This is a genomic window from Haloarcula marina (genome assembly GCF_024218775.1).
Classification (GTDB): domain Archaea; phylum Halobacteriota; class Halobacteria; order Halobacteriales; family Haloarculaceae; genus Haloarcula; species Haloarcula marina.
The window spans coordinates 1,772,189-1,789,683 of record NZ_CP100404.1; the positions used below are offsets into that span (position 1 = coordinate 1,772,189).

At 65.2% G+C, this 17,495-nt stretch carries 20 protein-coding genes; 11 read left to right on the forward strand and 9 right to left on the reverse strand.

Annotated elements, in window-relative coordinates; translation table 11 throughout:
* The first annotated feature begins 62 nt into the window (after positions 1-62).
* Positions 63-236, forward strand: coding sequence for a DUF7556 family protein (locus NJQ44_RS09175; RefSeq protein ID WP_254271046.1), 174 nt, complete (start codon positions 63-65; stop codon positions 234-236).
* A gap of 22 nt (positions 237-258) precedes the next feature.
* On the opposite strand, the gene NJQ44_RS09180 is transcribed toward NJQ44_RS09175, so the two are convergent.
* On the reverse strand, positions 259-627 hold the full coding sequence (locus tag NJQ44_RS09180; RefSeq protein ID WP_254271047.1) for a DUF2237 family protein: 369 nt from the start codon (positions 625-627) through the stop codon (positions 259-261).
* Between the two features lie 131 nt (positions 628-758).
* Here NJQ44_RS09180 and NJQ44_RS09185 point away from each other — a divergent pair, with 131 nt between their 5' ends.
* Positions 759-1,304: a hypothetical protein gene (locus NJQ44_RS09185; RefSeq protein WP_254271048.1), complete on the forward strand. Its 546-nt coding sequence runs from the start codon at positions 759-761 to the stop codon at positions 1,302-1,304.
* A 46-nt stretch (positions 1,305-1,350) separates the two neighbouring features.
* Positions 1,351-1,683 (forward strand): DUF8527 family protein, encoded by a 333-nt coding sequence (locus NJQ44_RS09190; RefSeq protein ID WP_254271049.1) that lies wholly within the window; start codon positions 1,351-1,353, stop codon positions 1,681-1,683.
* Positions 1,684-1,692: 9 nt separating this feature from the next.
* On the opposite strand, the gene NJQ44_RS09195 is transcribed toward NJQ44_RS09190, so the two are convergent.
* From NJQ44_RS09195 to NJQ44_RS09205, 3 genes are all read right to left on the reverse strand, one after another.
* On the reverse strand, positions 1,693-2,784 hold the full coding sequence (locus NJQ44_RS09195) for a lipid II:glycine glycyltransferase FemX (protein ID WP_254271050.1): 1,092 nt from the start codon (positions 2,782-2,784) through the stop codon (positions 1,693-1,695).
* Positions 2,785-2,902: 118 nt separating this feature from the next.
* Positions 2,903-3,853, reverse strand: coding sequence for a zinc-dependent metalloprotease (locus NJQ44_RS09200; RefSeq protein WP_254271051.1), 951 nt, complete (start codon positions 3,851-3,853; stop codon positions 2,903-2,905).
* 78 nt (positions 3,854-3,931) lie between these two features.
* On the reverse strand, positions 3,932-4,171 hold the full coding sequence (locus NJQ44_RS09205) for a hypothetical protein (RefSeq protein WP_254271052.1): 240 nt from the start codon (positions 4,169-4,171) through the stop codon (positions 3,932-3,934).
* 155 nt (positions 4,172-4,326) lie between these two features.
* On the opposite strand from NJQ44_RS09205, the gene NJQ44_RS09210 reads away from it, so the two are divergent.
* From NJQ44_RS09210 to purF, 5 genes are all read left to right on the forward strand, one after another.
* Positions 4,327-5,385 carry a M20/M25/M40 family metallo-hydrolase gene (locus tag NJQ44_RS09210; protein ID WP_254271053.1) on the forward strand — a complete coding sequence of 353 codons (1,059 nt, stop codon included), beginning with the start codon at positions 4,327-4,329 and terminating at the stop codon, positions 5,383-5,385.
* A gap of 147 nt (positions 5,386-5,532) precedes the next feature.
* The gene (locus NJQ44_RS09215) at positions 5,533-6,675 is read left to right on the forward strand and encodes an AI-2E family transporter (RefSeq protein WP_254271054.1); all 1,143 of its coding nucleotides are present in this window, start codon (positions 5,533-5,535) and stop codon (positions 6,673-6,675) included.
* An 81-nt stretch (positions 6,676-6,756) separates the two neighbouring features.
* Entirely contained in the window at positions 6,757-6,939 is a 183-nt protein-coding gene (locus NJQ44_RS09220; protein ID WP_254271055.1) for an LSM domain-containing protein, read from the forward strand.
* The gene (locus NJQ44_RS09225) at positions 6,936-7,109 is read left to right on the forward strand and encodes a 50S ribosomal protein L37e (protein WP_220587618.1); all 174 of its coding nucleotides are present in this window, start codon (positions 6,936-6,938) and stop codon (positions 7,107-7,109) included. The genes NJQ44_RS09220 and NJQ44_RS09225 overlap by 4 nt, the downstream gene beginning before the upstream one ends.
* 9 nt (positions 7,110-7,118) lie before the next feature.
* Entirely contained in the window at positions 7,119-8,561 is a 1,443-nt protein-coding gene (gene purF, locus NJQ44_RS09230; RefSeq protein ID WP_254271056.1) for an amidophosphoribosyltransferase, read from the forward strand.
* A 105-nt stretch (positions 8,562-8,666) separates the two neighbouring features.
* On the opposite strand, the gene NJQ44_RS09235 is transcribed toward purF, so the two are convergent.
* Entirely contained in the window at positions 8,667-9,224 is a 558-nt protein-coding gene (locus NJQ44_RS09235) for a DUF420 domain-containing protein (RefSeq protein ID WP_254271057.1), read from the reverse strand.
* Between the two features lie 140 nt (positions 9,225-9,364).
* Here NJQ44_RS09235 and NJQ44_RS09240 point away from each other — a divergent pair, with 140 nt between their 5' ends.
* The gene (locus NJQ44_RS09240; RefSeq protein WP_254271058.1) at positions 9,365-10,282 is read left to right on the forward strand and encodes an alkaline phosphatase family protein; all 918 of its coding nucleotides are present in this window, start codon (positions 9,365-9,367) and stop codon (positions 10,280-10,282) included.
* A gap of 35 nt (positions 10,283-10,317) precedes the next feature.
* Here the strand turns inward: NJQ44_RS09240 and coxB are convergent, their stop codons facing one another.
* Positions 10,318-11,064 carry a cytochrome c oxidase subunit II gene (coxB, locus tag NJQ44_RS09245; RefSeq protein WP_254271059.1) on the reverse strand — a complete coding sequence of 249 codons (747 nt, stop codon included), beginning with the start codon at positions 11,062-11,064 and terminating at the stop codon, positions 10,318-10,320.
* 169 nt (positions 11,065-11,233) lie between these two features.
* On the opposite strand from coxB, the gene NJQ44_RS09250 reads away from it, so the two are divergent.
* Entirely contained in the window at positions 11,234-13,501 is a 2,268-nt protein-coding gene (locus NJQ44_RS09250) for a DUF6789 family protein (RefSeq protein WP_254271060.1), read from the forward strand.
* Position 13,502: 1 nt separating this feature from the next.
* On the forward strand, positions 13,503-14,006 hold the full coding sequence (locus NJQ44_RS09255; protein ID WP_254271061.1) for a DUF7979 domain-containing protein: 504 nt from the start codon (positions 13,503-13,505) through the stop codon (positions 14,004-14,006).
* A 14-nt stretch (positions 14,007-14,020) separates the two neighbouring features.
* On the opposite strand, the gene NJQ44_RS09260 is transcribed toward NJQ44_RS09255, so the two are convergent.
* The 3 genes from NJQ44_RS09260 to NJQ44_RS09270 all read right to left on the reverse strand — a co-directional run bounded on the left by NJQ44_RS09260 (position 14,021) and on the right by NJQ44_RS09270 (position 17,433).
* On the reverse strand, positions 14,021-14,845 hold the full coding sequence (locus NJQ44_RS09260) for a cytochrome c oxidase subunit 3 (RefSeq protein ID WP_254271062.1): 825 nt from the start codon (positions 14,843-14,845) through the stop codon (positions 14,021-14,023).
* Positions 14,846-14,917: 72 nt separating this feature from the next.
* Entirely contained in the window at positions 14,918-17,185 is a 2,268-nt protein-coding gene (locus NJQ44_RS09265) for a CDC48 family AAA ATPase (protein WP_254271063.1), read from the reverse strand.
* Positions 17,185-17,433, reverse strand: coding sequence for a DUF7127 family protein (locus NJQ44_RS09270; RefSeq protein WP_254271064.1), 249 nt, complete (start codon positions 17,431-17,433; stop codon positions 17,185-17,187). Before NJQ44_RS09270 ends, NJQ44_RS09265 begins: the two co-directional genes overlap by 1 nt.
* Between the last annotated feature and the right edge of the window lie 62 nt (positions 17,434-17,495).

Here is a 17,495-nt window from a genome sequence, read left to right on the forward strand (position 1 = left end):
CGATAGTTTACATCTGCACCCCATTTCGATACATTCATTTACTCCCCTTCGAAACGGAGTGTATGAGCGTAGAACCGCAGTCGCTCGGCAGTACGGTCGGTCAGGGTCGACGTGTCGTCACGGCGCTCGACGACACGGACGGAGAGGAGCGGGTCGTTATCGCCGACATCTCGGCGGACGACGTGTGGCTCTCCATGCCGACGACAGCGTCGGCGGCCCTCGTCGACTGGCGGTGAGGCCGGTCGAGATACGCGGTTCTCAGTTCTCGTGACTGTACTCCCGAAGCGTCTCCAGCGAGACGTCTTCGAGGACGTCCTCGCTCGTCGCGGCGAGGACCACCGGGGGTGCGTGCCCCGCTTCCCGGGCTTCTATCCACCGCGGCACGCACAGACACCAGCGGTCGCCCGGTTCGAGGCCGGGGAAGTTCAGTTCCGGCCGCGGGGTCACGAGGTCGTTTCCCTGTGCTTTGCTGAACTGGAGGAACTCCTCGGTCAGCACCGCGCAAATCTCGTGTCTCCCGGGATCTCGGGCCAGCGGGTAGCAGTAGCCGTCGCGCATGAACCCCGTGACGGGGTCCATCGAACAGCCTTCGAGTTCGGCGCCGAGGACGTTGGTCTCGCTCTCCATACCGGTTCCATCGGCCGTCGGTGTAAAGGCGTTCGGCTCCCCGTCGCACCGTCGAGCGGTACCTCGACGGGGTCCGCAGATGGCGGAGACCGATGCCTTCATTCTGACCCGACGCCAAGCAGGAACCGACTATGCGCGTTCGTGACTGGCAGGACATCGTCGAGGACGTGATACACAGCGGTGCCGACCCCGGCGGGTGGCGCGCTGTCGGCGGCGACCGCGCGAACGGCATCGGCGAGGACATCTACATCGGGCATCCGTCGGCGGGCGTCTTCCAACTGAAGACCTACGCGAAGAACCCCTTCGAGGTACAGGGAGTCGGGTCACAGGTCGCACGGCGCATCGACGAGGACATCGATCCGCTGTTTCCCACGGAGGGAAGCGGCCTGTTCGGCGTCCAGCAGGCACCGGAAGACGAGGACGACGCCGAACAGAAAGCGAAGAACCTCGAAACCGTCATCGAGACGCACGCCGACGCGCCGACGACGCCGCGGGCGATGCTCGAAGACGTGCTAGACGCGGTCGACTCACCCGCGTACGGCCCGATGGAGTTCGACCAGTACGACCGCCCCGAGCGGATGGACGAGTTGACCGAGACGTTCGAGGAAGCCGAGGAACTGCTCGACGCGGAGTTCGAGGACATCATCGACGAAGACGTCGAGCGAGGATTCTACTGATGCCGATGACACCGACATACGCGAGCGACGGATCGGGTGGCGACTGATGGTCGGCCCCTCCATCAGCGCGGACGAACGCAAGCGGTTTCTGGTGCAGTTGAAAATCGGTTTCGCCCTGTTGGTCGGCGGGTCGATGGGACTGGTCACGCTCTGGGGCGGAGGCACTCTCCTCGTCGCGGCGGTGGCCGTCTTCGGCGCGACGGCGGTGGGTGGCCTTCTCGCTCACTACACGTTCCCGGACAGCATCGCCGAGACGCCGTACGACGACACGCTGGACCGCGGACCGAAACCCGGTGCGCGGACCCGACGCCGTCGGAGCGGCGACGACGAGTTCGAGCGAGCAACCGACGGCGATGGTCGGCGCTCGGACTCGAAGTAACGCGGGCCGTCAACCGAGATGCTTGAGGTACAGCGAGCGACAGCGTCGGAACAGGTCCCACGCCGACCCGTCGCCGCGCTCCCACACCAGCGTCGGCACGACCTGTCCGCCGAATCCCTCCTTGTACTGGAACTGGCCGCTGTCGTAGTCGGGTTTCGTCGACCCGAGGTCGTAGTAGTCGTAACCGTGGTCGATGCCCCAGCGCACGACGTAGTCGTAGAGCAGTTCCGAGGCGTGGTGTTTGTAATACTGCTTCGGGATGGCGGCGAGATAGCCGTGGACGGACGACTGCTCGTCGTCGAGTATCTCCAACACCCCGCCAGCGTACTCGCCGTCGACCCGCGCGGTGACGAGTAGCAACCGGTCGCGCATCTCCAGCAGTTCCTCGAAGAATTCGAAGGGGAACGGGGTCGTTCCGACCCGGTCCATCACGTCCTCGTAGGCCCGGTAGAACCGCTCGATACTGTCGCGGGTAATCTCGGTTTCGGACACCTCGCAGTCGTTATCGCGCCCCTTCTCGACCCCTTTGCGCCGCGACCGACTCATCCGACTGAGCAGGTCGTCGTAGCCCCGCGAGAGGTGAAGCAGGAACCGGCACCGCCGCCGGTTCGGTTCGTACCCGTGGGACTGGAGCAAGGTGTTATAGCGGAGGTAACTGGAGTCGAGCGCGCGTATCTCGTGAACGATTGTCCGGCCCGCGACGAGGTCGTCGAGAGTCGACAGCATCGTTCGGAGCGCCGCGTCGGTGTCGGTGGTGATGATTGGCCCGCCGAATCCGGGGTCCAGCGAGGTCAACCGTCGGAACGGCGCCTGTTCCGCACCGTCGAGGGGTGCGAGGACGTTCGGAAAGAGGCCGATGAGGTTCCCGTCTTTCTCGACGAGGAGGTGGCAAGCGTCGTAGCCGAATCCGGACTCGACTGCCCGTATCCACTCGTGGCGGTGAAAGACGCTCCCGCGGCTCGCCCGCTCCACGACCGCGTTCCACCGCTCGCGACCGACCGACTGAACCGACTCGCACACCCGCAGGTCGAGGGCGGATTCGGGTGCCCCGAACGCTCCGTCGACCTGACCGCCGAGTGTGTCGCGACTGAGCAGTCCCATCTGGACCCGCCTACTCGAAGTGTGGGTAAGGTTATTGACGGCTTTCAGCGGACACGGACAGTCTATTCGCGGTCCGAAAAGTGCGGTTATCGTCGGTTCAGTCGAGTGAGGGTTCCGGTTAGGGGTCCACGCGCTGTATCCATAGGCTCGGATTATCTATCTCGTCGTCCGTCGGCAGCGTCTCCGGCGAGTCCCACACTCGTCCGGCGGCGGCGACCCCCCGTTCGTCCGCGACGGCCTCGAAGAAGGCCTTCCCGCGCTCGTACTGCTGGCGCTTCATCCCCAGTCCGAGGACGCGGCGGACGAGTTCGGCGACCGGGCCGCGGCCCTGCCGTCGCTCGTCGACTTTGCGTCGCAAGTCGTCGTACTCGTCGTCGAACGCGCGGTCCATCAGGAGTTCCGCGTACCCCTCCACGGCAGTCATCGTGGTGTCGAGTTTCCCGAGCGACGACCGGTCCAGATTCCCGTTGCTCAGGCGCTCGATGGTGTCTTCCATCGTCGTCTCCATGTGCTCTGAGAGCCACGGGGCCGCGCCGAACTCGGCGGCGTGGGTCACCTCGTGGAACGCTATCCAGCGGCGGAATCGGTCGTGGTCGACGTCGAGTTGCCGGGCGACCTTCTGAATGTTCGGTCGCACGAAGTACAGCGCGTGGTCGTCGCTCTCGGCCAGGAGGAGCGGGTCGTACTGCCCCAGGACGTTGTTCGCGAGGAAGGTCAGGGCGAACGCCATCGACCCGGTGTTCGCGACGCGCGCGACGCCGGGGACGAACTCCGCCTGCTGTTCGAGTGGGGCCATCACCCGCCGGAACGTCGCGACGTTGGCGTCTATCCAGTGGTGGCGGTGCTGAATCTCGACTGTCTCGGGGAGGTCGAAGTCCAGTTCGCCCACCGCACGGACGCGGTTTCGGGCGTCCCGAACGTCGGTGGCGTACCCCTCGCGTTCGGCCGGTGACACGTCGAGGTCGCCCGCGTCCGTCGACGCCTTCGCGGCCTCTGCGACGGCAGTCCAATCTATCGGACCGTCGCCGGAGGCCGACGCGACGGCGCGGACGCTGTGATACAGTCCCATACTCCGAGAAGGGGGTCAGCACGCAAAGGTTTTCTCCCCTCACCGCCCCTCGAATCGGCGCGACCCCGTCGCCGTCTGCTACATCTCGATGTCGTCGTCCGACCCCCCGCCTCGTCGCTTCTTGGCGGCGACGACGCCGCCCACGACGAGAAGCAACGCGAGGAGGGCGAGCAGTCCCGCCTTCTTCCCGCCCGCGCTACCAGTCTCCGCGGCGTCGTCCAGCGATTCGCCATCGGCCGCACCCGCGCCGCTCCCGGGGGCGTTGGCCGTGAACTCCGCGCCATCCATGTGCAGTTCGAGCAGTGTGAATTTCGCCATGCTGATACTTTTCTCTCCGAACGCTTATCCGTTGTGCCGGGGCGGTATCCGACCGACGGTCGGCGCAGGGGCGCACCTCCGTCGTGCCCTCCCTTCGTAATTTTCGGTTGCCAGTACCCCGGAAGTTCATCAGTGGGGACGGCATACGCGGCGGTATGGACGAGCGACGACGCGAGTTCTTGGAAGCGCTGTTGACCACGCCCGCTCCCTCGGGCTACGAGGCCGACAGCCAGCGGGTCTGGATAGACTACGTCGAGCAGTTCGCCGACGAGGTCCGAACCGACGAGTACGGCAACGCCGTCGCGACGGTCCACGGCGGCGACACCGCCGTCGCGTTAGCAGGTCACGGCGACGAAATCGGCTTCATCGTCCGTGACCTGACCGACGACGGCTTCCTCCGTATCGAGCGCATCGGTGGGTCGGACAAGACGGTCTCGCGGGGCCAACACGTCACGGTTCACACCGCCGACGGCCCCCTCTCGGGCGTCGTCGGGCAGACGGCCATCCACCTCCGGGACCAGGACGACGAGAGCGTCCCCGAGATTGCCGAACAGCACGTCGACGTGGGTGCCGCGGACGGCGAGGAACTGGAAGCGCTGGTCGACCGCGGCGACCCGATAACGTTTCAGCAGGCGCTCTCGGACCTCGAAAACGGCCGCATCGCGGCCCGCGGGATGGACAACCGAATCGGCATCTGGGCGGCCGCAGAGGCGCTCCGACGGGCCGCCGAGCGCGGGACGGACGCGACGGTTCACGCCGTGTCGACGGTCCAGGAGGAAATCGGCTTGCAGGGCGCGAAGATGGTCGGGTTCGACCTCGACCCGGACGCGGCCGTCGCCATCGACGTGACCCACGCGACGGACGCCCCGGACGCCCCGGGGAAGCGTTCGAACGGTATCGAACTCGGCGGCGGGCCGGTCGTCGCGCGCGGGAGCGCCAACCACCCCGTCGTCGTCGACGCTCTGCGAGCGACGGCCGAGGAGGCAGAAATCGACGTGCAGTTGCAGGCGGCGGGCATCCGGACCGGGACCGACGCCGACGCCTTTTACACCTCCCGGGGCGGCACTCCGTCGGTCAACGTCGGCTTACCGAACCGATACATGCACACGCCGGTCGAAGTCATCGACCCGGCGGACCTCGATTCGCTGGCCGAACTGCTGGCCGGGTTCGCCGTTCGCGCCTCGGAGTCGGCCCCGTTCGCAGTCGACGTCTAACCCGGTCGACCGACTGACTGGGCGTTGGTATCCGGGTCATAACGAACCCCGTCGCTGGTCACGAGTTCCGTATGTCTCGCGCCGCCCGACCGTCAGCCTCGACACGCTCCACTACCCCAGACAGAACGGGGTGTGTCGGTCGGTAATATGGACTTTCCCGTCTCGCGAGGGCGGGCGGCGTGGTGGGTCGTCGCGGCGGGCGTGGCCGCCGTCGTCTCGTGGGTGCTGTTCGAGTACGTCGGTACGGTCGTCCTCGGCCTGTTCCTGTACTACGTCACCCGACCGGCGTACCGACGCCTGAACAAGTTCCGGTGGCTGCGACCGAGCATCGCCGCGACGACGGCGCTACTGTTGCTCGCCGTCCCAATCGTCCTCCTCGTCGCCTACACGTTCGCCATCGCGGGACAGGAACTTGGTCGCCTCCAGCGGACGGTCGACCTCGGTCCCGTCGCGGACCGCATCGACCCGTATCTCGATATTTCGGCAGTCGTGCAGGACCCCGAGATGCTCCTCCAGAACCCGGACCTCGTCTCGGCGGGACAGGTAGTCGCACAGGGCACGCTCGACTACGTTCCGCTCGTGGGGACGTTCCTCGTCAATCTCTTCCTCTCGCTGGCGCTGGCCTTCTACCTCCTCCGAGACGGTCCCCGCCTCAGCCAGTGGTTCCGAGACACGTTCGGAAACGGGCAGAGCGTCCTCGCGAGGTACACGCGCGCCGTCGACGAAGACCTCGGGAGCGTCTTCTTCGGTAACATCCTCAACGCGCTCCTCATCGTCGTCGTCGCCGTCGTCGTCTACACCGTGTTGAACCTCTTCGCGCCGAACGAAGGCATTCCGTACCCGGCGCTCATCGGCGTCCTCGCCGGGGCCGCGAGCCTCGTTCCGGTCGTCGGGATGAAACTCGTCTACGTCCCCGTCGCGCTGGGACTGTTCGGCCGTGCGGTGCTGAGGGGGGACCCGCTCTGGTTCCCCATCGCGTTCACCGTCGCGACCATCGTCCTCATCGACTTCATCCCGGACCTCCTCCTCCGCCCGTACGTCTCCGGCCGGAACCTCCACGTCGGCCTCGTGATGATTGCGTACATCATCGGCCCGCTCCTCTTCGGGTGGTACGGCCTCTTTCTCGGGCCCCTGTTGCTCGTCCTGATCTTTCACTTCGCGAAAATCGTCGTCCCGGAACTGGTCGACAGACCGCGGACGCGCCCGGTCGGCGTCCCCCCGGAACCCCCGGCGAAAGAGGGGGGTGACGACCCCAACGACGCCGATTCGACCGACGCTGACGCGGCCTGACTGGCGGTACTGCTGTCTGAATGGTGAATAATGGGCCTCGCAAGCGGTACGTTTAAGCGGCAGTCACTATCCCAACCGAATATGAGTGGACGACCGCTGGACGTTCTCGAAGCCTCGCTCGGCGAAGAAGTCACCGTACAACTGAAGGGCGGCGAGATATTCGAAGGGACGCTAACCGGGTACGACCAGCACATGAACCTCGTCGTGGAAGACGAAGACACAACGATTATACGCGGGGATAACGTCGTCTCGATTAACCCATGACTGGTGCAGGAACCCCGAGCCAGGGTAAGAAGAACACCACGACACACACGAAGTGTCGCCGGTGTGGCAACAAGTCGTATCACACCAAGAAGAAGGTCTGTTCGTCGTGTGGCTTCGGCAAATCGGCGAAACGACGAGACTACGAGTGGCAGTCGAAAGCAGGCGAATAACACCAAACCATGCACGAGAAGTGCGGCGTTGTTGGCATCTCTCTCGAGGACCGTAACGCCGCCCGTCCCCTCTATTACTCCCTTTACGCTCTCCAGCACCGCGGCCAAGAGTCCGCTGGCATCGTCACCCACGACGGCTTCCAGCAGCACAGCCACGTCGAGATGGGCCTCGTCGGCGACGCGTTCGACAACGACGACCTCGAATCGCTGAACGGGTCGAACGGTATCGGCCACGTCCGGTATCCGACGGCGGGCAGCGTCAACGCCTGCTGTGCGCAACCGTTCTCGGTGTCGTTCAAGTCCGGGTCGCTCGGCCTCTCACACAACGGGAACCTCGTCAACGCCGACGAAATCGGCGACGAACTGGCCGACCTCGGCCACGCCTTTACCTCCGACGGGGACACCGAAGTCATCGCCCACGACCTGGCGCGCAACCTCTTGGAGGAGGACCTCGTCCGCGCCGTCAAGCGGACGATGGAGCGCATCCACGGGTCGTACTCGCTGACCATCATGCACGACGAGACGGTGCTGGGCGTGCGGGACCCGCAGGGGAACCGCCCGCTGTGTATCGGCGAACTGGACGACGGCTACGTCCTCACGTCCGAATCCGCCGCCATCGACACGCTCGACGGCGAACTCATCCGCGACGTGAAACCGGGCGAACTCGTCGTCCTCCACCCCGACGGGACGGGATACGACACCTACCAACTCATCGAACAGGAGAACACGGCCCACTGCTTCTTCGAACACGTCTACTTCGCGCGCCCCGACTCCACCATCGACGAGAGTCTGGTGTACGAAGTCCGGCGCGAACTGGGCCGGAAACTCTGGGAGGAGTCCGGCGTCGAGTCCGACGTAGTCCTGCCCGTGCCCGACTCCGGGCGCGCGTTCGCCTCCGGATACGCCGAGGCCGCACAGGACGACGGCTCAGACATCGAGTTCGCCGAGGGTCTGATGAAGAACCGGTACGTCGGCCGGACGTTCATCATGCCGACCCAGGACGAACGCGAACGCGCCGTCCGCCTGAAACTCAACCCCATCAAGTCGACCATCGAGGGGAAGAAAGTCACCATCATCGACGACTCCATCGTCCGCGGGACCACGTCGACGCAACTCATCCAGTTGCTCAAGGACGCTGGCGCGGAGGAAGTCAACGTCCGCATCGGCGCCCCGCCCATCGTCGCCCCGTGTTACATGGGCATCGACATGGCCTCGCGCGAGGAACTCATCGCGGGCGACCAGTCCGTCGAGGGGATTTGCGAGGAGATAGAGGCGGACTCCCTGTCGTACCTCTCCATCGACGCCATCGCCGAGACGCTGGAGACGAGCAAGGCCGACCTCTGTCTGGGCTGTGTCACCGGGAAGTATCCGTACGACATCGAGGGCGAGGAGACTGACCGGGACGTGGCCCGCCCGCAAATCGGTAGCGAACCGACCATCGCCGACGACTAGCGCGCCGAGCGCGGCCCTCGATTATTTCGAACGGGGAGCGAACGCGAGTCGTGACCAGCGTTAGGCGTGGCCGAATCTCGACCCCTCTGGAATGGAACCGGGGCCTTACCACACCAGATACAGCATCGCGTAGACGACGATACCCAGCGAGAAGGAGACGAGCCACATCGTCGCGGCGAGTTTCCCGGCGCGGGGGTGGTTCGTCTGTGCCAACTCGGCGACGGGGTACGTCGCCGCGAGCAAGAGGACGTAGTACACCGCCGGGATGGCGACGACAGCCAGCAGGATGTGGACGGCCAACAGCGGCAGGTACACGTAGGACTCGACGACGGCCGGTCCCGCGAAGTCGGTCGGCCCAACGAGCGTGACCCGGTAGAGATAGAGGACGAGGAACGTCGCGAATAACGCGAACGTCGCGAGCATCAGTCGGCGGTGGCGAGCGACGTTCCCGTCGCGAATCGCGCGGACGCCGAGGACGATAGTCCCGATGGCCGTGGCGCTGATGAACGCGTTGGCGTGGGGTATCGCCGCGAGGACGGCGTCCGGGGCCGACGGGATGGCTGCGCTGGGGATAGCGCCGAGGACGGCACCGAAGACGAGCGCCAGTGAGACGACGGTCAGCACGCCGGTCAGCGCGGGGACTCGGTCGCGAACGTCGAACATACCGAATCTTGGGGGCTGGCGATAATGTGGGTTGTGACATCCGGTCGTCGTCGGTGACCGACATCGCAGAGGGCTAGGGAGAGGCTACGTGACGCATACTCCGTCTAACAATGCGTTTTGTTCGCAGAGGTTTCCGTGTCATGTCGCTACTGCAACGCGCCTACTACCAGTACGTCGGGACGGCGATGTCTATTCTCTCGCGCTACCCCGTCGGCACCAACGTCTACGAACGGGAGTGGGACGCGCTCGTAATCCTCGATACGTGCCGCGTGGACGCGCTCCGAGAAGTGGCGCCGGAGTACGACTTCATCGGCGACGTCGACAGCATCTGGTCGGTCGGGTCCGCGTCGGCCGAGTGGATTGCGCAGACGTTCACCGAGCGCCACCGGGACGAAGTGGCGCAGACGGCGCTGGTCTCCGCGAACGCGTTCACCGAGCGAGTGATGAAGAACCGGGAGTTCCCCGAGAACGGCCGCGGCATCTCGAACACGAACTGGCAGACGCTGTACCACGAGGACTTCCTGTACGTCGACCAACCGTGGAAGTACGCCGACCCGCCGCCGGTCGGACTGACGCTCCCGCGTCCGGTCACCGAACGAGCTATCAGTGTCGGCCGGGAGTTCGACCCCGGGCGCCTCGTCGTCCACTACGAACAGCCACACCACCCCTTCACGGCGCGAGCGATTCGAGAGGGCCGCGAGGAACTCGAACCGTGGGAGGGCAAGCCCTTCGACTACCTGAAAGACGGCGGCGACTACGAGAAGGTATGGGAGGCGTATCTGGACAACCTCCGGTGGGTGTTAGACGAGGTGGAACTGCTCTTGGAGAACCTCGACGCGGAGAAAGTCGTCCTCTCCGCCGACCACGGCAACGCCTACGGCGAGTGGGGGATGTACATGCACCGGTACGCCGTCCCCGTGCCCGAGGTCAGGCGCGTCCCGTGGGCCGAGACGACGGCGACTGACGAGGGGACGTTCGAACCGACGCTCGAACCGCCCGAGCGCGACCGCGAGGTAGACACGGACGAACACCTCCGGCAACTCGGCTACCTCGAATAGGCGACCCAATCGGGCGAGGCTGTCGGGGAGGCCGGTCAGGCGGGCGGTGCGACACGTGCCGCCGTCGTGGCGTTGTCTCGCTGGTCGGCCACCCAGTCATCGTAGGCGGACTGGTTCAGGACGACGACACTGCCGTGCATCCGACTGTGACCCGACCCGCACAACTCTGCGCAGTAGAGGCGGTAGGTCCCGTTCTGCGTCGCGTTCGTTCGCGCGACGGCGGTCTGTGCGGGGAAGATGTCCTGTTTGATACCGAGTTGCGGGACGTAAAAGGAGTGAATCACGTCCGTCGACCGGAGTGAAAACCGCACGTCGGTGTCCCGCGGGATGACCAGTCGCGTTTGGGTAGTCACGTTCGCGTCGGGGTAGTGGAACTCCCAGCCCCACTGGTAGGCCAATACCTCGATTTCCATGTCGTCGTCGAGTTCGCCGCCGGGTTCCGTCGGCCCGGCCGCGGCCGGTGAGATGTAGGGGTTCGAGAGGACGAAGAAGGCCGAAACGCCGACGAAGACCAGAATCGCGCCCGTCGCCGCCGTCCACGTAATCTCCAGCGCGGGGTCGTCGATGGTGGGACGCGGTCGGTCGTTGTTCCGGAAGCGATAGATGGCGTAGACGAGCGTCAGTTCGACGAACAACGTCAACGGTAACGCGACGTACAGCAACTGCTCGTTTAGGTCGTCGATGGCCGCCCGGTTGACCGACTGGGCGGCGGCGGGCGTCGCGAACAGGCAGACTCCGGCGGCGAAGAGACAGAGCCACGCGAACCGGCGACTGTGACGCATTGTCACTCGGTTCTGCTGGCTGGCACATATAATTTGGCCAACGGAAGGACTGCGGGCCGATGCGTGTCGATTCTCGCGTAGTTTTATTTGAATGGCACTACCAGTGATTGGCAATGACTACCGCCACCGTGTCGTCGCCGAGTGTCGTGGCCTCAACCCCCGAGAAACGATGAATCGGGCCGTCGTCGAAGGGTCCGCACTGGCCCTGCTTGCGACTGCGATTCTCGCCCTCTGGTTCTACAGCCGTCATACCGTTCGCCCGGAGAGCGACGGCGGCTACACCACCCGCGAGGAGATACGGTTCGAAATCGGGCGCCTCCAATCGGAGGTCTATCGCTGGCTGACGACCACGAACCACCGCGACATCGGTATCCTCTACATCGTCTTCGGAACCGTCGCGGGCCTGTGGGGCGGCGTCGACGCGATGATGCTCCGCACGGAACTGCTCACCCCGCCCGCGGACATCTGGACGCCGGAGACGTACAACGCCCTCTTTACGACCCACGGGCTGACGATGCTCATCTTCTTCGTCCTCCCCGTGTTCTTCGGTATCGGCAACTACGTCCTCCCCCTGCTCATCGGGGCCGACGACATGGCGTTTCCGCGGGTGAACGCCATCGGTTTCTGGTTGCTCCCACCGGCGCTGCTGCTCGTTCGGATGGGCCTGTTGGTGCAGGTCGGCGGGCAGGTGCTGAGCCTCGTCTTCCCCGAAGACGCCATCCGCTTTTTTCTCACCGTCCGCGAGGTCAGCGTCGGATGGACACTCTACGCCCCGCTGTCAGTCCAGCAACCGAACCCGCAGATAGACATGCTCCTGTTGGGCCTCCATCTCTCGGGTATCGCGACGACGGTAGGCGCCATCAATTTCATCGCCACCGTCGCCTACGAGCGCGCGGAGGACGTGACGTGGGCCAATCTGGACATCTTCTCGTGGAACATGCTCGTGACCAGCGGCCTCGCGCTGTTCGCGTTCCCCCTCCTGGGAAGCGCCCTCGTGATGCTCCTCTTGGACAGGAACCTCGGGACGACGTTCTTCGCGACGGGCGGGGGCGGCCCCATCCTCTGGCAACACCTGTTCTGGTTCTGGGGCCATCCCGAGGTGTACATCCTCTTCCTCCCGGCTTCGGGATTGATGAGCACGCTCCTCCCGAAGTTCGTCGGGCGGAAACTGTTCGGGTATAAGTTCGTCGTCTACTCGACGCTCGGACTGGGCGTCCTCTCGTTCGGCGTCTGGGCGCACCACATGTTCGTCTCGGGCGTCGACCCGCGGCTGAAGGCGTCGTTCATGGCTATCTCCATCGCTATCGCCGTTCCGAGCGCCATCAAAGTGTTCAACTGGATAACGACGATGTGGGACGGGGACATCGACATGTCCGCGCCCTTCATCCTCTGTACGGGCGGCATCTCGACGTTCATCGTCGGCGGCGTCACGGGCGTCTTCCTCGCCGTCGTCCCCATCGACGTGCTGTACCACGGCACGTACTACGTCGTCGGCCACTTCCACCTCATCGTCGTCGGCATCATCCCGTTCCTGATGATCGCCGCGAGCTACTACTGGTACCCGCTCATCACCGGCCGCTGGTACGACACGCGGCTGGCGAAGTTTCAGGCGGTGCTCATCGTCTTCGGGTCGTTCGTGACGTTCATGACCCTGCTGGTCGTCGGTGGTCTCGGCCTCCCGCGCCGTCAGGCCATCTACCCCGTCGAGTACCAACTCGCCCAGCAAATCGCCACCGTCGGCGCGTACATCATCGGTCTGAGCGCGCTGCTGTGGCTCTACAATATGCTCGTCTCGTACTGGCGCGGCGACGTGGTCCAGACGACGGACCCCTGGGGACTGAAGGCCACCCAGCAGTTCACCCGAGAATGGCAGTGGTTCGAGGAGCGGATGGTGGACAAGTACGACCTCGAACCGGCAGAACCCGACAGCACGCGACGCCCCTACGCGCCCGAACTGGAACCGCTGGGACTGCTCGGTGGCGTCGGCAGCGTCGTCGAAAACGTCTACCGTAACGCCTCGATGGCGGCCATCGGCGGGTTCGTCGGCACGGTGCTGATGACCGGCGGCATCGGGACGGCCGTGGTCGTCGGCGTCCTCGACCCCGCCTCGTTCGGCGAAATCGCCGAGTTGGTCGGCCTGCCCGCTGACCCCCTCATCGGGGCCGGTCTGTTCCTCGTCGGCGGGACGGTGACGTGGCCGCTCCTGTTCCTCGCGTTCCAGGAGTACCTGCCCGGCCGACTCCTCTTCGAGACGGGCCTCGTCTTCTCGACGCTCATCTTCTCGGGGTTCGCCATCGCCTTCTACACCGGTCAGTCCGGACTCGCACTGGTGGGGTATCTCGGATTCAGCCTCGTCGCCCACTGGGCGTATGGCCTCGGTCTGACGGTGACCTTCCAGTATCTCCGCTCGCGTCGGCGGGCACGCGGGGGACAGTAAGATGGCAGAGGAGTCCATCCTGTTCACGTACGTCGCGCCGTTCCTCGGCGTCCTCCTCGTGGCGATGGGCATCGGCGGGGCCGTCCCCGGTGGCTACGCGCTCATCCAACAGGAGATAAGCAACTGCGGCGACCCGACTATCGCCGTCGAAGGCCCCGCGGAGACGGAGCGACGCTTCGGCGAGGTGACGCCCCAGATTCGCCGCTTCCAGTTCGACGCCCTCTCAGAGGCCGAACAAACGGCGTTCACCGAGGCCCTCGACGACCCTATCGGCGAAGCCCACGTCGACGGCGACTTCCCGAACGGTGATGCCTTCCGCAACGGTTCTATCGTCGTCTACGAGGACCAGCGACACTACGTGACCGTCGTCTCGGAGAACCCGTGTTTCGACGCCGCGGCGCTCCAGTTCCCGTTGGGCGTGTTCGCCATCGCGCTGGGCCTCGTCGGCATCCTCACGCCGCCCTTGTACCGGAAACTGGTCGAGTTGGAGCGGAGCGCGGGCTGACGGCTGAAGCGTTCTCAGACGGCGGACCCGACGTACAGGACGACCACGAGGAGTATCCAGACGGCGTCGACGAAGTGCCAGTACAGCGAGGTGGTCCGAATCGCCGTGTCGCGCTCGGGCGAGTAGTGTCCCCGAAGCGCCCGGCCGAACGCGATAGCGATGAGGACGACCCCCAGTGAGACGTGGAGGCCGTGCAGACCCGTCAGGCCGAAGAAGGCGCTCCCGAGGACGCCGCTCGAAAGCGTAAATCCGGACTCGACGAGGAGTTCGTAGTACTCGTAGGCCTGTCCGCCGAGGAAGACGACACCGAGCAGTAGCGTCGCGCCGAGGAGTCCCAGGAACTTCCGCCGGTCGCCATCTTCGAGCGCTTCGTGGCCGTAGTGGATGGTGACGCTACTGGCGAGCAACAGCGCCGTGTTGACGACGACGAGCGACCCGAGGAGGCCGGGAAGCGGGTCCGGCGGCCACGCGCCAGCCCTGATGAACGCGTAGTAGACGAATCCGGCGGAGAACGTCGCCACGTCGGACACGAGGAACAGAACCATCGCGTTCGTGTACAGGTCCCGGGTTCCAGTTCCGGCCGCCTGCCGATAGCCCGCGATGAACGCCTCGTTCGCCCAGCCAGCGAGGCCGACGACGAGGCCGATAGCCCCGGCGGCGACGAGTGACGTCGGCAAGAGCGTCGGGACGAGGTCCCGACCGATGAAGAAGAGGCCCGCGCCGAGATACAGTCCGGCGGCCCCGACGGCCGCGACGAGGGGCCACCGACTCCGGTGGTCGTGTTCGTCGTGTTCCCCCTCGCTCGCGTGTGCGGAGGCGACTTCCGTCGATTCGGCCATGCGACACGATGCGCTCGCCGTCGTTAAATAACTGGCCCGCGGGGGGACCGCTCGGAAAAACCGCGGCCGACCTTACTGGAAGGTCCGGCTGACTTTGTCCTCTTCGAAGTCCGGTTCGGCGGTGTCGAACCGCTTCTCGATTTCCGCGTAGCGTTCGCGGGTGTCTTCGGTGACGCTCGGGCCGACTTCCCCGAGTGCGTGCTCGAAGTGGTCCATCGTCACGCGGACGTTGCCGACCGACTCGTCGATGTCCTCGGGGTCCACGCTGTTGATGAACTCGCGGGTCGCGGCCATCGACGCCTCGCGGCAGACGGCCTCGATGTCTGCGCCGACGTAGCCCTCAGTCCGGCGGGCGAGGCTGTCGAGGTCCACGCCGTCCGCGAGCGGTTTCTCGCGCGTGTGGACGCCGAAGATTGCGCGGCGCGCCTCTTCGTCGGGGACAGGCACGTGGACGTGCCGGTCGAGGCGACCCGGGCGGAGCAGCGCGCTGTCGATGAGGTCCGGCCGGTTGGTCGTGGCGACGACGACAACGTCCTCCATCTCCTCGATGCCGTCGAGTTCCGTCAGTAGTTGCGAGACGACGCGCTCACCGACGCCGGAGTCGGTCTGCCCGCCGCCGCGTTCGGTGGCGATGGAGTCGATTTCGTCGAAGAACACCACGGTCGGGGCGTTCTCGCGGGCCTTGCTGAACACTTCGCGGACGCCCTTCTCGGACTCACCGACGAACTTGTTCAGCAGTTCCGGCCCCTTCACCGAGATGAAGTTCGAGTCGGCCTCGTTGGCGACGGCCTTCGCCAGCAGGGTCTTCCCCGTGCCGGGCGGGCCGTACAGCAGGACCCCCTTGGCCGCTTCGAGGTCCATCGACTGGAACACCTCGCCGTATTCCAGCGGCCACTGGATGGTCTCGCGGAGGCGCTCTTTCGTGTCTTCGAGGCCGCCAACGGACTCCCACGTCACGTCGGGAACTTCGACGAACACCTCCCGGAGCGCGGAGGGTTCGATACCCTTCATGGCGTCCTTCATGTCGTCGTCGGTAATCTCCAGACGTTCGAGGACTTCGGCGTCAATCTCCTCGGATTCGAGGTCGAGTTCCGGGCGGATGCGCCGGAGCGCGTTCATCGCACTCTCCTTGGTCAGGGAGGCGAGGTCGGCCCCGACGAAGCCGTGGGTGTTCTCGGCGTAGCTGTCGAGGTTGATTTTCTCGGAGAGGGGCATCCCGCGGGTGTGGACCTGCAGGATTTCCTTTCGCCCCTCCTTGTCCGGGACGCCGATTTCGATTTCGCGGTCGAAGCGGCCACCCCGGCGGAGGGCGGGGTCGATAGCGTCGACGCGGTTGGTCGCCCCGATGACGATGACCTGTCCGCGCTCTTCGAGACCGTCCATCAGCGAGAGCAGTTGGGCGACGACGCGGCGCTCCACGTCGCCTTGGGTCTCGCCGCGCTTGGGGGCGATGGAGTCGATTTCGTCGATGAAGACGATTGCGGGGGCGTTCTCGGAGGCCTCGTCGAACACCTCGCGGAGTTGCTCCTCGCTCTCGCCGTAGTACTTCGACATGATCTCCGGCCCTGAGATGGTGGTGAAGTGCGCGTCGATTTCGTTAGCGACGGCCTTCGCCATCAGGGTCTTCCCGGTGCCCGGCGGGCCGTGCAGGAGGACGCCCTTCGGCGGTTCGATGCCGAGTTGCTGGAACAGTTCCGGGTGGCGCATCGGCAACTCGATCATCTCGCGGACCTGTTCGAGTTCGTTGTCGAGGCCGCCGATGTCCTCGTAGGTCACGTCGGGAGAGCCACGGTCGGCCGAGCCACTCTCGCCGCGAATCTGTTCGGCGGGCTTTTCGCTGACCTGAATCTCCGTCGAGTCGGTGACGACGACGGTCCCGCCGGGGTTCGTGTCCGCGATTTTCAGCGGAATCTTCTGTCCCGACATCGAGGAGAGCGGGCCGAGACCGAAGCTAACGGGGACGGTCTGTCCCTTCGTGACGGCCTGTCCGCTCAGGTTGTTCCGAATCATCGGGCCGACGTTCCCGCGAACGCGCAGGTTCTGGGGAAGCGCGACGGTGACGGCGGTAGCCGGTTTCACTTCGGCCTTCTCGACGGTGACGCTGTCGTCGATACCGACACCGGCCTCTTGCCGCAACTGCCCGTCGATGCGGACGATGCCGCGGTCTTGGTCCTCCGGGTAGCCCGGCCAGACGCGCGCGACGGCCCGGTTGCCCTGCTTGCCCTCGATGACGATGTAGTCGCCGTTTTCGAGGTCCATCTGGTCCATCGCGGCGCGGTCGATTGCCGCCAATCCGCGCCCAGCGTCCTTCTGTTTGAGTGGTTTGACGTTGAGTTTCATCAGTTATCTCCCTCCGCTGCTGACAGTTCGATAGTGAGAATCCCGTTGTTGATAAACGCTCGTGCGCCAGCGGATTCAGGCACCTCCTGCTCGAACTGCTCGTCGCCCGCGACGACGATGACGGTGCCGTCGACGACGTCCACGGAGGCGTCGCCGACGAACCCCACGTCCGCCGCGAGTACGGTGCTGTCTTCGTACTCGTACCGGCGGAGTGACGCCTCGTCGAACAACTGTTGGTTTGAGTTCATGCTAACCAAGAGTAAGTGCGACAAGTATAAAAACCTATCGCTAAAATTCGCTATACAGTGGC